This is a genomic window from Vibrio sp. PBL-C16, assembly GCF_034321865.1.
Classification (GTDB): domain Bacteria; phylum Pseudomonadota; class Gammaproteobacteria; order Enterobacterales; family Vibrionaceae; genus Vibrio; species Vibrio alginolyticus.
On the sequence record NZ_JAXLNY010000002.1, the window covers coordinates 1147553 to 1163705 of the forward strand.

The following is a 16153-nucleotide window of genomic DNA, read 5'->3' on the forward strand; positions in this document are numbered from 1 at the left end:
TCGATATGTTTTCTTCGTGATGACTGATTAGATCTTTGGCTGTTTCAGATCGTTATCACGTCTTTAGATGAAGCTATTCTTCTTGAGCCAAGTAGCTCAGGCGATGGAATACAGTGTTTAGATAATTCTCATGAAAGGAAGTCGAATGGTGAGAAATTTATTGCTTGTTTCTTTAGCTGCTTTGCCGGCGATATCAAGCGCAGCGGTCATGGACCAAGCAGAAAAATTTGGGTACGAACACATTCATTTGGATGTTGGTGCCGGAACGACAAACGAAGAATGGTTAGATAACTCTAATGCGACCACAGTTGGACTCGGTGGTAACTATTTGTTTACTGAGAACTGGTTGTTTAATGTTGATTACTCAGCGCAGTTTTTCCATCCGGATGATTTTACTCTTCGCATTGACCGCCTTTTGTTTGGTGGTGGTTACCGTTACGGAGTTACGGAGCAATTCGATATCTACGGGATATATGGAATAGGCGCAATCAAAGCGAAAGCGACGGACGACAAAACGGATAATACGTTGTCTTCCGATAGCGAATTGATTCAAGCTGTAACTGTTGGGGTGAATTACTTGCTCAGTGAAAAGCTTATTGCGACAGCTGAAGTGGAGTTGAACCGAAGTGATATCGTTGATGAGAACAATTTTAAGAATCGGTTTTAACTACCAATGGCATAAAGTCATCGGCACTGGTCTTTTTTATCAGTTTAGAGATACTGATTACAGCGGTGAAAGCTCAGATTTCGTCAATGAAGTTGGGCTGAGTTTGAAGTTTGTCTACTAGATCGGACGGGTTCGTTTTTGGCGTTAAGTTAAAACAAACAAAAAAGGTCAGCTTATGCTGACCTTTCCTTTTAATGAAGTATGCGACAGTCGATTATAAAACCGCTGCAATGCCTTTACACAGAGGGCCCATATTTGACTTCGTCATACCAGCAACACTGATTCGGCCAGAACCGACAATGTAAATACCGAACTCTTCTTTTAGGCGGTTAACTTGCTCTTTAGAAAGACCAGAGAAAGAGAACATACCATTTTGACGTTCGATGAAACTAAAGTCTGCGTCCACACCCTCTGCTTTTAGTGTCGCTACAAACAGTTCACGCATTTCTTGAATACGGTCACGCATTTCTGCTACTTCAGCTTCCCATTCCGCACGCATTTCGGCGTTGCCAAGAATGTGAGTCACGACAGCGCTGCCGTGTGCAGGTGGGTTAGAGTAGATAGAGCGAATAATGGCTTTAACTTGAGAAAATGCGGTTGTTGCGACTTCTTCTGACTCAGCTACTAACGTGAAGGCACCTACGCGTTCATTGTATAGGCCAAAGTTTTTCGAGAAAGAGCTCGCGACTAGGATTTCTTTGTTGTATTTAGCAAAAGTACGAAGACCTGCAGCATCTTCTTCCACACCTTTAGCAAAGCCTTGGTAGGCGAAGTCGAACAGAGGAAGCAATTTCTTCTCTGCGACAAGTTTCGCCAATGTTTCCCACTCTTCAGCCGTAGGATCGATCCCTGTAGGGTTGTGACAGCAGCCGTGTAGAAGCACGATGTCGCCTTCAGATGCAGATTGCAGATCATTTAGCATCGCATCGAAGTCTTTGTCTTTTGTTTCAGCATTGTAGTAGCTGTATTGTGCCGTTTCGATACCAGCAGCAGTAAATACGCCGTTGTGGTTCGCCCATGTTGGGTTGCTGATCCAGATCTTTACATCGCCTAGTTGACGTTTAATGAACTCGCCGGCAACACGTAGTGCACCAGTACCACCCGGAGCTTGAGCTGTTTTAGCGCGTTTTTCGTTTACAATTTCTGCATCAGAGCCGAAAAGCAGTTTTTGCACTGCAATGCCGTACTCTGCTGTGCCTTCGATGGTTAGGTAAGATTTGGTTTTTTCAGTTTCAACAAGTGCTGCTTCAGCTTTCTTTACTGTCGCAAGAACGGGAGTTTCGCCTTGCTCGTTTTTGTAAATACCTACGCCAAGGTTAATTTTGTCTGCGCGAGCATCTTTTTTAAACTCTTCAGTAAGGCCAAGAATAGGGTCAGCCGGAGCGGCAACTACTTTTTCAAACATAATCTTCATCCATGTTAATCGAAGGGGTGTGCTAACATTTATACCTTTCAGCAATATTGGTTACAACCGTTACTGAAAAGAAAACCTAAAAAAGTTGCGATTTGAAACAGAATTCTAACATAACTAAAGTTTTTGCCATGAAAACGTTTGGTAGGCACAGAGTTTGAAGGGCATTTATGCCATGGTTGGAGAAGTTTTGCACACATCCCAATCGTTTCAATTCAGTGCTTTGCGTTAACGCGTTTATAGTTGTCTAGTGAGGATTTTTTGAGACAAAAACGCCCCACCAAAGGTGGAGCGTTTACTGTTAGAAGTATGGATATCGGTTGGGGTTATTTCTTCAGATTGATTTCCGACTCAACCGCATTGGTTTCGATGTCAGGGTTAGAAGAAAGTTTTTCAGTCGCCCAGTCGTTCATATGCTTTAAGATCGCTTTTAATGCGTGCTTTTCGGTTGGTACTTCTGTCTTTTCAACTTCAAGTTTTTGCTTCGGATGCGTACCCGTCGCATCTTCCGCAACGTGTAGCCAATCTGGGTGCCAGTAATAAGGTTGGCCGGAAGGAGAGCTCCAAGAATGTACGCCGTTGGATTCACCTTTGTATTTAATATCTTCTTCGTTGTATTTCGCCATTATTGTTTTCTCTCATAATCCATGAGTTGAGGTGTGCATCACCATTACTATTTAAATGTAACAGATGTAATGAAAATTAATGTGATAACAATCGACTTATTTTGCCCTTTGAACGCTATAGAAGATGCGTACTTCTCATTCAGAAGAATTTACTATTTGGCAGGTTTTAGCTTTATTTGTGTTTAAAGCATACAACGATGGATTCGCCTACCTAATGCTATTCATGAACGGTGATAGAGCCTAAACTACTCGTCATTCAAGTGTTTGAGAATCGCCGCTTTTGCATGCTCTTCTGTCGCTGTTTCTCCATCAGGGACTTCAAGGTCAGCCTTTTTGTGTTCACCCAAAGCATCTTCAGCGATATGCAGCCAATCAGGATGCCAATAATAAGGGGTGGTACTGCCAGGATGGTCCCAACTATGTACACCTTTATGTTTTCCGCGATACGAGAGATCGTCCATTGTAAAAACTTTCATCGCTTCCTCCTGATTTAAAGACCGTAGCTCGAAGTGAGTTTAACGCACTCAGTCCAACGTAAAACCTTGGCCTTTAGGTATTGCAAAGATGTGAGGCAATATGTGTGTAACAGTCAAAGTATGGGATATAAACGCTCACTTCGTGGCTGAAATATCTATTGATAAGCTTGATAAATTACGTTGCTAAATTGAATACTCCCATATCAGAATGCTGGCGCGAAGTATGCTATGGTGCGGCTGTAAGTGAAATGAGGGAAACATGAACCGATACCGTCAACTGGCTGAGCTGTTCAAAACGCAGATTCAGCAAAATACATGGAGAGCAGGGGAAAAGCTGCCATCAGTGCGTGTAACAAGCCGAAACCATTCTGTCAGCGCAGGTACGGTGTTACAAGCTTATCAGCTGCTCGAAGCACAAGGTTGGGTCGCAGCGAAACCTCAGTCTGGATACTTTGTTACTGCGGAGTTGGACCGCTTCGAACCGAGTTCTCCAACCACTTCCGTTTATCGCTCTAGCATCAACGATGAACTTTACGACTACCTCAAAAATCAGGTCTCACCGAATGCGGTGAAGTTTGGCTCCGCGTTTCCAGACCCAGCATTGTTCCCATTAGAAGCGCTAAACCGCAACCTAGCCAGCTCAGGCAGGAAGATGGGGGCAGAGACGTTATTGGATAACTTGCCGCCGGGCTGTGAGTCTCTACGCCGTTTGATTGCTCAACGGTACATCCAACAAGGTATGGTGTTTACCCATGATGATATTGTCGTTACTTCTGGCGCATTAGAAGCGTTGAATTTGAGCCTTCAGGCCGTGACCCAGCCTGGAGATACTGTTGTAGTTGAATCACCGACGTTTTATGGCGCACTTCAAGCGATTGAACGTTTAGGTCTAAAGGCGATAGAAATAACGGTGGATCCGTTAACTGGACATTCAGTGGATCAAATTGAAGCGACTTTTGCCGACAATGATGTTCGCGCATGTTGGTTAATGACTAACTTTCACAATCCAACAGGAACCTTATTAAGTGACGGGCAGAAGCAACGTATCGTCGAACTGGCTGATAAATACGATGTGTACTTGATCGAAGATGATGTGTATTCAGAGCTTTATTTTTCTGAAAAAAAGCCAAGCTCACTTAAAGCTTTTGATACACAAGAGCGCGTGTTGCATTGTGGATCATTTTCAAAAAGCCTTTGCCCTGGCTATAGGCTGGGCTGGGTGGTAAACAAACGCTTCAATGAGCAACTTCAAAAGCTGCAACTTATCTCGACGTTGTCAGGCAGTGCACCAATCCAGCAGGGTATCGCGCATTATTTGCAAAACGATAGTTATGATAGCCATCTTAGAAAACTGCGAAAGAATCTTGAGCAGCGGCAATTGGCGTTTATTGAACTGGTTGATAAGTACTTTCCCCAATCGATTCGTTACACGCAACCGGAAGGCGGCTATTTTCTTTGGATAGAACTGCCGAAAACAAAGTGCGGAAAAGCGATTTATCAAAAGTTATTGGAAGCGAACATCACTGTAGCATTTGGTCAGTTGTTTTCTGTCGCTCCAAATTATGAGAACTACTTGAGGCTTAATACATCGTTACCTGTAAATGATGAATTAGAACAAGCCGTGAAGACGGTCGGAGAATTACTTCATTAGCCAACTGTTTACCTGTTTTTTGCTCAAACTGTATCAGTGGACGATACCGAAGCTGTGTTTCAATCATGGGCAGACAACCATTTAGGTTAGGAGCCGTAATGAAAAAGCAGTTGGTAAAGCATGAACTTAGGTTGATGGGTGTTGCTATTTTTAGCGCATTTTTGTTGGTGTTTGCACACTTGATATTGGCGAAATCTTTCTCTCATATGGTTTGGACGGAATACACTGCTGCCGTTATCCCATTTGTGATGTTTGGCTTGTGTGTGGTTGGAGTAAAATACGCAGCGCGAGCAGATGAGGATGACGACGAAAATAACAACTAGAGTGCATACACTGGTTGCTAGAAAATCATTCGTACAAATAAAAGACCTCCACATGGGAGGTCTTTTTAATTCGATATCACTAAAAAGTGATTAGAAGTTCGCAGAGCGAGGAGTACGTGGGAATGGGATCACGTCACGAACGTTGCCCATACCAGTTACGTAAGATACTAGGCGCTCGAAGCCTAGACCGAAGCCTGCGTGTGGCACTGTACCGTATTTACGTAGGTCGCGGTACCAGCTCATGTGTTCAGGATCGATACCCACTTCACGCATACGTGCATCTAGAATGTCTAGGCGCTCTTCACGCTGAGAACCACCGATGATTTCGCCGATGCCCGGTGCTAGAACGTCCATCGCTGCAACTGTTTTACCGTCATCGTTAGCACGCATGTAGAATGCTTTAATGTCTTTCGGGTAGTTCTTAACGATTACAGGTGCTTTGAAGTGTTCTTCAGCAAGGAAACGCTCGTGCTCAGAAGACATATCGATACCCCATTCAACTGGGAATTCGAACTCACGACCTGAATCAAGAAGGATCTGGATTGCGTCAGTGTAGTCAACCTGCGCGAAGTCAGAAGAAACGAACTGCTCTAGACGAGTGATTGCTTCTTTGTCGATGCGTTGAGCGAAGAATTCAAGGTCATCACGACACTCTGCAAGCACTGCTTTAAACACGTACTTGAGCATGTCTTCAGCCAGTTTCGCTACATCATCCAGTTCTGCGAACGCAACTTCAGGCTCAACCATCCAGAATTCTGCTAGGTGGCGGCTTGTGTTTGAGTTTTCAGCTCGGAAAGTAGGGCCGAAAGTGTAAACTTTGCTTAGCGCACAAGCGTAAGCTTCTGCGTTTAGCTGACCAGATACGGTTAGGAACGTTTCTTTACCGAAGAAATCTTCGTTGTAATCTACTTTGCCTTCTTCAGTGCGAGGTAGGTTTTCCATGTCTAGCGTAGATACGCGGAACATTTCACCAGCACCTTCAGCATCTGAAGCAGTGATTAGTGGCGCAGATACCCAGAAGTAACCTTGCTCGTGGTAGAAGCGATGGATCGCTTGAGATAGACAGTTACGTACACGTGCTACTGCACCGATTACGTTTGTGCGCGGACGTAGGTGCGCAACTTCACGTAGGTACTCGATTGAGTGACGAGTTTTTGCCATTGGGTAAGTTTCAGCATCTTCAACCCAACCAACCACTTTAACGTCAGTGGCAGCAAGTTCGAAGTCTTGACCCTTTGCAGGAGATTCAACAATCTTACCAGTTACTTCAACAGAGCAGCCAGTCGTTAGCTTTAATACTTCGTCTTCGTAATTATTAAGATTATTTGGGACCACGGCCTGAATCGGGTCGAAACAAGAGCCGTCATATATGGCAAGGAAAGAGATTCCAGCTTTGGAATCACGACGTGAACGGATCCAGCCACGAACAGTCACTTCGCTGTCTACTGCTAGCTGACCTTTCAATACGTCTGATACAGGCGCGTAAGTCATGTTTTCAATATTCTCCATTGAGGTAAAAATTCAACTCAACGCTTACTTAAAGTACTTGTCTAATAACATTTTTGTTCAAAAAACAAGCTAAGCGCTGAGTTGGGTAGCATTTTACAGATTCAACGAGACATATTACCTGTCAATTCGCTCGCATCAACCTTTATATTCGTTTTGATGGGGAGAATCTCTCTATTTATTCACTCTTTTGTGCTCTGAAAGTGTGAATTGGTTTAGTAATTGCTCTAAACGTTCGGATAGATGCTCTAAATCAACACTAATATCACGCGTGTGCGATGCTGATTGCGATGTGTCGTTAGCATGCAGTGTGATCACATCTATTTTAGATTGAATATGCTGACTTACATCAGATGTGGTTTGCGTCTGGTTTTGGATATCTTCTGCATGTCTGAGCACTTGGCGCATTTCGTCAACAACGTTATGCATTGTGGCTGATAGTGCCTCGACATCGACAGAGCGTTGATGAGCAAACTGGCAGACGGTATCAACAGAAGTTAATGACTCTTCACTTCCTTGCTGGAATTGAGAAATGATATGTTCAATATTACCGGTGGCCTCAGCCGTCCTAGAAGCCAGGTTACGCACTTCTTCCGCGACGACCGCAAAACCGCGCCCTTGCTCTCCGGCGCGGGCGGCTTCAATAGCAGCATTCAACGCGAGCAGATTGGTTTGTTCTGCAATACCCTTAATAACCACAAGAATGGACGACACTTCTTCGGTTCTTTGATTTAGAGAGCTGATTTTTTCCCGTACGGTATCAATGTTACTTACTAGTTGTTTGATGTCTTCACTTACATTGTGTGCTTGGCTTGCACTATGAGTGGCGACATCAACGGTGTGATTGACCAAAACAGTAGCGTTGTTAGTCGAGTCCTCAACCGCAGTTTGTTGCTGCAACATATCGGTGATATTACTTTGTACTTCGTTGGTCTCTAGCTGTTGGTTATTGGCCGCTTTATCTGTGGACTGCGCGACAGCAGTTAGTTTACTCGCGGAGTCGGCAAGTGAGTGAGAGGTGTCTTGCACACGTTCTAAGCTTTCGGAGACCGTATCCATGAATGAACTGATGGCTGTAGAAAGTTGGCCCACTTCATCCTGTTGGTGATGCATAAGTCGTTGAGATAGATCTTTGCTATGGCTCACATTCGACATGAATTTCGACGTTCTTTGAATTGGTCGTACAATGATTTTCTGAATCAAACTCATCGTTATGATGAAGCCCACAAATGCGATTACGGCCATTATTCCCATCGCAAACATTGCCTGTTTACTGATCATTGAATTGACATGATTCATGTTGTATTCCAAGCGAATCGCGCCCAACACTTCTCCTGCTGGTGCAACGTGGCAAGAAACGCAGTTGGTGCCACGGTAATTTTCGCTCGATTTCATTGGTAGCGCGACTACTAACCCTTTGCCCCAATCGGCTGAGATTGGTTCAATCACCAGTTCACCATTCAACGCTCGTTGATCAATATCATCGACAGGCTGCTGGTTTTGTTGCCCAGGTCCGTAAAGTTTGGTCACAGTATCAGCTCGCAACACGCGAACTGCTTCAATGCCTTCTTGGGCCAGGGCTTTTTGACGTAAGGTCTCTTTTTGCGACATGGTGCCCGTAAGCATCATCATATTTAGGCTATCGAAATAATTACTAGCCTTATCATGGAGTTGTTCACTAAGAACATCATTGATTAAGGTTTTTTGTTGATGGTATTGGTAAGCCGTAGAGGCAGCTAGAACGCAGCTGAAGACAGCAATTAACGCCAGTAAGAGCTTAAAAGTGATAGTTGAGCGCATAAATTTATAAGTGTAATTGGAACGAACTGCACAATATTAATGTGCACAAATGCGCACTGCGAACAACGAAATGAATGATTGTGACCCCACACATGTTGGGGATATGTAATTGTGATGTGAGTGCTGTGTAATCAAATGTTTGGCGCGTGACAAAAATACGACGCCGAGACAAAAGTTTTGATTACTTGCGCTGAGAGCCCTCCACGTTTTGTTGCGTTTGTATTTAGTAAAGTTGAACCAAAACATACGTCATTTTTGAGAGCAGCACATGTAATCACGCGTAATTTTGGCATAAACCGTTGCTCGCATCTACACTGAAAATTGATAGAAGTGAAGTACTTGTAGTTAGTGGCTCACATCTTTCTGAAGGGGAGGATAGCGTGAAGACTTCAGAATATAAGATACTCGTAGTTGACGATCAGCCAGTGGTCAGGAAAACATTAACGATCTGTTTGAATAACTTAGGTATAAAGAAAGTTTTAGAAGCTGAAAATGGCAAGAAAGCAAAGGAGCTTGTGGCGTTTGACGAATTCGACGTAATTTTTTGTGACTTGAATATGCCAGTAGAGGATGGCTTCGAGGTCCTGATGTTTTTAGGTACCATGAAGTTTCCAGGTGCTGTCATAATCATTAGTAGTGAAGAACAAGAAATCTTAGCATCTACATCTAACTTAGCGCGCTTTTATGACTTGAACATTATAGGGTGTGTAGAAAAACCTATAACGTTTAAAGTGGTTCAAAATATCATAGAGGGAATTGAAGCGTTACCCACTCTTAAACGTACAGAAACACAACTTTTCGAACTGCCTGAAGATGAACTAGTTAAATACCTAGAAGCACAGAAAATTGAAGCTTACTTTCAACCTCAAGTAGATCTGGCGTCAAGAAAGATGAAAGGTGTAGAAATTTTAGCACGAATTAGTGATGACCAAGGTTCATTGATCCCACCGGATAGTTTTATTCCCACAGCAGAAAGGTCTCCTTCTATCATACTTGATCTTACGAAGAATGTTATTGATAAGGCCTTGAAAGAAATATCAGAAAACTATGACTCTTTTTGTGATCTAACATATGCGTTTAATATATCAGGGAAAGTTTTAGAAAATAATGACTTTCCCAATTGGCTCTGTAGAACGGTTGATAAGTATGGTATTCCACATGAAAACATTATTTGTGAGTTAACTGAAACAGCAATAAGCTCCAGCCCGACTATTGTCGATACTCAAATGCTCAGGTTGAGAATTATGAAATTTAAGTTATCTATCGATGACTTTGGTACTGGGTACTCATCAATAGCTAAGTTACATACGATCCCATTTAATGAAATAAAAATAGATAAAGAGTTTGTTTTTAACTGTCTCACTAACATTAAGTCTGCTGCGATTGTTGAGCAAAGTATAGCAATGGGAAAAGCGCTAGGAATGTCAGTTGTTGCAGAAGGTATTGAAAGCATTGAGGTGGAGGAGTTTCTAATTAGTAAGGGTTGTGAAATAGGACAGGGATATTTTTATTACATACCAACTAAGTCTAGTGAAATAATAAATGTAATTAATGAATTTAACTTTAATAGTGAGAGTCGTTAATGAAGTTTTCTATTAAGTTACCTTTATTATTTTTTATATTAAGTTTGGTTATGCTAAGTGCGGTTACATTTGTTTCTTGGAAAGGTAAAGATATTCTTCAGGATACCACTTTAACAAATATAGAAAGGGAAGCCACTTTATTAATTAGACTAATAGAGAGAAATTTATTTGAACGATATCACGATGTACAGGCTTTTAAACTTTCTTTAGGTCAATTTGAAGTGAATTATTTAGACAAAAACGCTCTCAGTCCTAAAGTTATAGATAACCTAAATGATTTTGTAAGAAATTATAAGGTGTATAGACGAGTAATAATATTTGATTCTAATGGAAATGTTTTAGCTAGCAACTCTGAAAATCCTTTTGGAAAGGAACTCATAGATCTTGATATAAGCCCTAGTAAAATACGTGATAGCATCTGGTTTCAAGAGGCTATGAATGGTCTTACGCTTGAGCCAGAGCAACCAGAAAGCAGTTATGTAACGGGTCCGAATCGATATTTGATTGATAATGACTCTAACTCTTTCGATATGCTTTTTGCATCAGTTATTCGCAACGCTAATGGTCAAAGTATAGGACTTTGGGTAAATGTCGTCGATTTTAGCGCGGTCGAAAAGATAGTTGAGGAAACATATGAGCTACTTTCAAGCCGAGGGCTGCAAAGTGCAGAGCTAACCATCCTTGATGATCAAGGAAGAATTATCGTGGACTATGATCCTGTTGGACAGAGTAAGTCAAGATATACACGAGATTTTAGTGTCTTAAGTCGTTTGAATCTAGCAAATAATGGTGTCGAGGGAGCAAGACTGGCGGTCGCAGGGCTCAGTGGGTCTAATATTTCAAGACATTTTCGAAAACAAGTGCAACAAGTTACAGGTTACGCACATACCAGTGGTGCTTATGATTACCCTGGTCTGGGTTGGTCTGCAATGATTCGTGTTGGTGTTGATGAAGCATTTTACGAGTCTGACTCCCTTTTTAAAAATACATTGCTTCTTTCAATACTAATTTTGGGTTTGATTTTACTAGTATCATTCTATTTGGGCAAACAGATTGCTCGTCCGCTAAGTGCCTTAGCGCTGAGTATTAAGCGATTAGCAAGTGGAGAGAAGAATATAGAGCTTCCTGCTATTTACGGTAAAAATGAACTAGCGGTTATGGTAGCAGAGCTTAATAATTTAAAAGAAATTGTTATCGAAAGAGAAAGGCTGACGAAAGAAACGGATGAACAAAAGTTTTTGTTAGATATTCAGAGTAAAGCAATAGACTCTACAGCATCAGGAATAATTGTTACTGATATTAATCGGGAAGATTATCCAATTATTTTTGCAAATAGAGCTTTTGAAATTCTTACAGGTTATTCTAAAGAGGAAGTTCTTGGTAGAAACTGTCGATTTTTACAAGGTGACGATAAAGAACAAGATGGTTTGGAGGCGATACGTGAGGCTCTAAAAAACAACTCATCTATATCTGTTATTTTGCGGAACTACCGTAAAGATGGAACATTATTCTACAATAATTTAAGAATTGACCCAGTTTTTGATGATGAAAATAAAATCACACATTTCATTGGTATCATTACTGATATAACAGAGATAAAAAGACGTGAAGAAGAGACAAAGATTAAGCTGGAAAGAGAAATACAAACTAGAACAAAAGAAGCTAGAGAGTCTGAGACTCGATTAAGAACGGTATTTGATACCGCTTTAGATGGCACCGTTGTTATCGACAAAAATGGAATTGTATTAGATATTAATCGATCAACTGAACTTATATTTGGACGTGTTAGAGAAGAACTAATCGGAGAGAATGTTTCTATACTTATGCCATCGAGTTATGCTCATGAACATGATGAATATATTCGTAAGTTTTTGTTTACTGGTGATAAGAAGTTAATTGGAACTCCAAGAAAAGTTAAAGGTTTGCATAAGTCAGGACGTGTTTTTCCAATAGAGATATCTGTAGGAGAAACTAAGGTTGATGACTCTCAAGTGTTTGTTGGGATTATAAAAGATATAACTAGTCAAGAGGATACAAAGCAACGAGAATTAATGCTTCAAAACGAACTACGTGAACGAGAAGTTATCTACAGAGCCGCTTTTAGCCAAGCCGCTGTAGGAATTTGTCGTGTTAGTTTAGAGGGAAGTTTCATCGAAGTTAACGATAAAATGTGTGACATATTTGGCTACAGTGAAAAGCAATTACTTTGTATGTCAGTAGAAGAGGTTACTCATCTCGACGACCTCAACAAAAGTCGAGCAATGATGTCTTTATTAATTGAAGGTAAAAAGCGTAGTTTTTCAATAGACAAGCGATATCTTAGTAAAGAAAAAGGAATATTTTGGGCTACGGTTTCTGTATCGGCTGTTTTAGACGATGATAATCAACCTAAATATTTTATATCAGTAATAGAAGATATATCTAATCGGAAGAAAATTGAGAAAGAGCTTCGATCGGCGAAAAGATCTAGAGATGAGTTATTAAGGGGTATGCGCTTAGCTTCGGATGCAGGAGGAATTAGCAATTGGGTGCTGAACACGGAATCAGGAGTTTTTAAGTGGGACGATAAGATGTATGAGCTTTATGGCGTCCAAAAAGGCACTAAGCTTTCAGTAAAAGATTGGGAAGGAGCAATACATCCAGACGATTACGAACAAGCAACAAATGCCTTTACTAAATCTCTAGAAACCAAGGAAGTATTCAACGCTGAGTTTAGAATAATTAATCAAGATACAGATCAAATTCGGTGGATAAAAGCGGCTGGAGATGTTGTCTTCGACAAAGAATCTGGTGATGAGATGGTTTTTGGAGTTAACGTGGATATCACTGATGAGAAGGATGCTCAAGCTGCTTTAGAGCGTGAAACCTTATCGGCAAAACAGGCTAATGCTGCGAAGTCTCGTTTTCTCGCTACCATGAGTCATGAAATACGTACGCCTATGAATGGTGTAATCGGTATGGTTGATTTACTTAAAGAAACAAATCTGAGTACAGATCAGCACAGTATGGTTCGTACAATACGTGATTCATCGTTTTCTTTGCTAGAGATAATAAACGACATATTAGACTTTTCAAAAATAGAGTCAGGAAAAATCGAGCTTGACCTTACCACTGTAAATATTCTCAGTTTAATTGAAAAAACCCTAGATGCCTTATGGGTTAATGCTCATCAGAAAGGTATCAGTTTGTATCTTTATTTCGAAAATACAATTCCTCAAGAACTACTGCTAGACACCGTTAGAATTCGTCAAGTCCTTCTAAATTTGTTAGGTAACGCTATCAAATTTACAAGTAGCGAAGAGAAAAAAGGAGTTATCAAATTATGTGTAAGTTATCAAAACAATAGTTTAAGAATCTCAGTTGACGATAACGGAGTAGGAATGAGCCCAGAGCAAGTGTCTCGACTCTTCACTCCTTTCGTTCAAGCGGACAGCTCAACTACACGAAAATTTGGAGGTACAGGTTTAGGGCTTAGTATTAGCAGATCCTTTGTTGAGCTTATGGGAGGACAAATAGAAGTTTCAAGCAAGCTTGGTTACGGAAGCTGTTTTTCATTCTCCATTCCCGCAGAGCCTAATGAATCGTCGCCAGCACTCTACAGTTATGAACTATCGAGTTTTAAAGTTGTATTAAAAATCGATGATGAAAACTTATCTCATATTGTCAGAAAAATGCTTTTGGACCTCAAGGTGGCAGATATTTTTGATGAGATTGAAAAATTAACGAATCAGAGTGAGTCGAGCATTATTTATATTGGTGACCAAGCAAACCAATTAGATGAAAATAGTAAATGCCGTGTTTTAGAAGTCATAGATAATCCAACAGCAATTAAAGGTTATATTAAACCTAATAAGTATGTGATTGGTACACATCCTTTCAAACCCAGTGATTTTATTACGGCCCTTGCGGTGTTATCTGGAAAAGAAAGCCCTGACTTTGATTGGTCTGAGTGCCTTTATGGTAAAGATAATTGTCAGTTTGATTCGAATGATAAGGATAAAAGTGGCATCACTATACTTTGTGCTGAAGATCAACCGACTAACCAGTTAGTTCTATCTCAACAGCTGGACCATCTTGGTTTCAGTTATGATATGGCTTCTGATGGAAAAGAGGCTTTTGAACGATGGTCAGAGGGAGATTATGACTTAGTATTAACAGATTGTCATATGCCAAGGATGGATGGATTTGAGTTGACATCAGAAATAAGGCGAGTAGAGGAAATGAGGGGCGAGGGGAGAACACTAATTATCGCCCTTACCGCTAATGCAATGTTAGGTGAGGCTGAGCATTGTTTAGAAGCCGGTATGGATGACTACATAACTAAACCTGTGGAGTTAAAAACGTTGAATAGAGTGCTGTCGTTACGCTTAAGGGGAAAAACATTAAGAAACAAGAGTGATACTAAGCTGATTGAAACATCGCATATGAATTCAATTGAGAAGGCTAATTTCTCTAAATTGATCGATTATGATCATCTATCCGCCGTTATCGGGTCTGACAATGTGGAGATGCAGAAAGCAGTGCTCTCAATGTTTTGGGATAATATTGTTCGAGACATAGAGAATCTAGAAGTTGCCATTAAAGAGGCTAACCTTGAACTAGTGAGAAACCTTGCTCATGGAGCTAAGGGCGCGGCTACATCAAGTGGGGTATTGTCATTAGGGGTTTTATTCAAAAGGTTAGAAGAAAACTACGTCAATGCTACGAAAGTTGACTCTCTTATGAGAGAGATAAAGCAGCTCATTAAACAGGTTGAGAGCCAGTTAATGCAAGAGAATATAATTTAGCGTTCCTTTAGGAGATATGGATGTTTAACTCAAATACGATAGATCAAGCTCCTTTCGACTCCTTCGAAGAAGCTAGTCGCTTTACACTGAAGTATCTTCATAAAAAGTATGGATTTGGCGCCTGGATGTTAACAAGAAAAAATGAAGAAGATTGGATCATTTTGCAGGTAGAAAGCGACAAGTACAATATTAAGGAGCTATCGACGTTGGTTTGGAGCGATTCGATTTGTAGCCGAATGGTACAAGGTAACGGGCCTAGGTGGGCTCCTTCTGTGCAAGCTATTGAAAATTACAAATGTGCACCTATAAACCAACAGCTAAGTATTTGCTCTTATGTTGGAATCCCTATCTGTTACCCTGATGGGGAGTTGTTTGGAACATTGTGTGCTATAGATACTGCAGTTCATAAATCTATTCCATCTGATGGGCAAGCCACGGTAGAGCTTATTTCAAAGCTTTTGTCTAGCATGCTGTGTATGGAAATAGAGAGAAATACCGCGGCGAGTAGACAAATGTACCACCTCCCAAGTCAGTTTAAGGACGCTGAGACTGGTTTTTTTAATAGATTAGGTTGGTCTATATTTTTAGAAAAAGAGCAGAGCGATGTCAGAACCGTTGGTGTTCCATTATATATAATTGCTATTGATGCACTGGGTATATTTGATGAGAGTGGAGACTCTTATAAGAGTAATTTATACAATTTATGTGAAATTTTAAAAAATTTTCAAAGAGGTGATAATTATATAGCCAGACTAAATGATAGCATCTTTACTATATTAGTACATGATATAAACACTATAGATTTTAATAATCTATACCATGAGTTGTACAAAAATATATCTAATTTAGAGCTTCAGGTTAAAATCGGATGTAAGAAACATTTATATAATAAAAACTTAGACGATACAGTTATTGAAGCTATAAAAGACGCTCAATAAGAATAGAGATGTTGTAATTTTAATTAATATCTCGACAGCATGTTTCATATGATTTTCTTTTTAATTTATATTTTTTCGATAGCTTCGGGTTTGTCGGCGTTCTTTACGAACTAGGACTAATTTATTAAGACTAATCAACTCACGTGATCGACTGGGTGTATTTGTTAGCCGTTGGTAACCTACGATAATTTTAAGCTGAAGTTGTCTGATTGCATATAGAAAAACTCGTATGGGTACTTTTGAATACAATGAGACGTTCTACAGTGTTCAATGTAAGCACGATGCCAATAGCCAGTTACCGTCCTTGAGTATGACTGGTGATATGAAGAAAGAATAACTAGTATCTACTAAATGGGTTGCATTGAGAGTTCTTTTTGTCATGAAC

10 protein-coding genes and 1 pseudogene are annotated in these 16153 nt (G+C 40.6%); 6 read left to right on the forward strand and 5 right to left on the reverse strand.

The window, feature by feature from the left end; all coding sequences use genetic code 11:
* The first annotated feature begins 145 nt into the window (after positions 1 to 145).
* Positions 146 to 788, forward strand: a pseudogene (locus tag UQW94_RS13540) (outer membrane beta-barrel protein).
* Positions 789 to 881: 93 nt separating this feature from the next.
* On the opposite strand, the gene UQW94_RS13545 reads toward UQW94_RS13540, so the two are convergent.
* The 3 genes from UQW94_RS13545 to UQW94_RS13555 form a co-directional block, all read right to left on the reverse strand.
* Positions 882 to 2072 (reverse strand): amino acid aminotransferase, encoded by a 1191-nt coding sequence (locus UQW94_RS13545; RefSeq protein WP_017636105.1) that lies wholly within the window; start codon positions 2070 to 2072, stop codon positions 882 to 884.
* Between the two features lie 332 nt (positions 2073 to 2404).
* On the reverse strand, positions 2405 to 2704 hold the full coding sequence (locus UQW94_RS13550) for a hypothetical protein (RefSeq protein WP_005376885.1): 300 nt from the start codon (positions 2702 to 2704) through the stop codon (positions 2405 to 2407).
* A gap of 245 nt (positions 2705 to 2949) precedes the next feature.
* Entirely contained in the window at positions 2950 to 3180 is a 231-nt protein-coding gene (locus UQW94_RS13555; RefSeq protein WP_017636104.1) for a hypothetical protein, read from the reverse strand.
* A gap of 259 nt (positions 3181 to 3439) precedes the next feature.
* On the opposite strand from UQW94_RS13555, the gene UQW94_RS13560 reads away from it, so the two are divergent.
* Complete coding sequence (locus tag UQW94_RS13560; RefSeq protein WP_322142282.1) at positions 3440 to 4831, forward strand: PLP-dependent aminotransferase family protein; 1392 nt, start codon at positions 3440 to 3442, stop codon at positions 4829 to 4831.
* Positions 4832 to 4929: 98 nt separating this feature from the next.
* Positions 4930 to 5154 carry a hypothetical protein gene (locus tag UQW94_RS13565; protein ID WP_017636102.1) on the forward strand — a complete coding sequence of 75 codons (225 nt, stop codon included), beginning with the start codon at positions 4930 to 4932 and terminating at the stop codon, positions 5152 to 5154.
* Positions 5155 to 5244: 90 nt separating this feature from the next.
* On the opposite strand, the gene asnS is transcribed toward UQW94_RS13565, so the two are convergent.
* On the reverse strand, positions 5245 to 6645 hold the full coding sequence (gene asnS, locus UQW94_RS13570) for an asparagine--tRNA ligase (RefSeq protein WP_213892472.1): 1401 nt from the start codon (positions 6643 to 6645) through the stop codon (positions 5245 to 5247).
* Positions 6646 to 6834: 189 nt separating this feature from the next.
* A complete protein-coding gene (locus UQW94_RS13575) occupies positions 6835 to 8460 on the reverse strand; it encodes a methyl-accepting chemotaxis protein (protein ID WP_005389247.1) in 1626 nt (541 codons plus the stop codon).
* A 380-nt stretch (positions 8461 to 8840) separates the two neighbouring features.
* On the opposite strand from UQW94_RS13575, the gene UQW94_RS13580 reads away from it, so the two are divergent.
* The 3 genes from UQW94_RS13580 to UQW94_RS13590 are packed head-to-tail and all read left to right on the forward strand — an operon-like array spanning position 8841 to position 15768.
* Positions 8841 to 10043: an EAL domain-containing response regulator gene (locus tag UQW94_RS13580; RefSeq protein WP_322142283.1), complete on the forward strand. Its 1203-nt coding sequence runs from the start codon at positions 8841 to 8843 to the stop codon at positions 10041 to 10043.
* Positions 10043 to 14830 (forward strand): PAS domain S-box protein, encoded by a 4788-nt coding sequence (locus UQW94_RS13585; protein ID WP_322142284.1) that lies wholly within the window; start codon positions 10043 to 10045, stop codon positions 14828 to 14830. The genes UQW94_RS13580 and UQW94_RS13585 overlap by 1 nt, the downstream gene beginning before the upstream one ends.
* A gap of 20 nt (positions 14831 to 14850) precedes the next feature.
* Positions 14851 to 15768, forward strand: coding sequence for a hypothetical protein (locus tag UQW94_RS13590; RefSeq protein WP_318123029.1), 918 nt, complete (start codon positions 14851 to 14853; stop codon positions 15766 to 15768).
* Positions 15769 to 16153 lie beyond the last annotated feature (385 nt).

Excerpts from the sequence above, each read along its gene's own strand:
- UQW94_RS13555 (WP_017636104.1), bottom strand. The coding sequence starts at position 3,180 with ATGAAAGTTTTTACAATGGACGATCTCTCGTATCGCGGAAAACATAAA.
- asnS (WP_213892472.1), bottom strand. The coding sequence starts at position 6,645 with ATGACTTACGCGCCTGTATCAGACGTATTGAAAGGTCAGCTAGCAGTA.
- UQW94_RS13565 (WP_017636102.1), top strand. The coding sequence starts at position 4,930 with ATGAAAAAGCAGTTGGTAAAGCATGAACTTAGGTTGATGGGTGTTGCT.
- UQW94_RS13590 (WP_318123029.1), top strand. The coding sequence starts at position 14,851 with ATGTTTAACTCAAATACGATAGATCAAGCTCCTTTCGACTCCTTCGAA.
- UQW94_RS13560 (WP_322142282.1), top strand. The coding sequence starts at position 3,440 with ATGAACCGATACCGTCAACTGGCTGAGCTGTTCAAAACGCAGATTCAG.
- UQW94_RS13545 (WP_017636105.1), bottom strand. The coding sequence starts at position 2,072 with ATGTTTGAAAAAGTAGTTGCCGCTCCGGCTGACCCTATTCTTGGCCTT.
- UQW94_RS13585 (WP_322142284.1), top strand. The coding sequence starts at position 10,043 with ATGAAGTTTTCTATTAAGTTACCTTTATTATTTTTTATATTAAGTTTG.
- UQW94_RS13575 (WP_005389247.1), bottom strand. The coding sequence starts at position 8,460 with ATGCGCTCAACTATCACTTTTAAGCTCTTACTGGCGTTAATTGCTGTC.
- UQW94_RS13550 (WP_005376885.1), bottom strand. The coding sequence starts at position 2,704 with ATGGCGAAATACAACGAAGAAGATATTAAATACAAAGGTGAATCCAAC.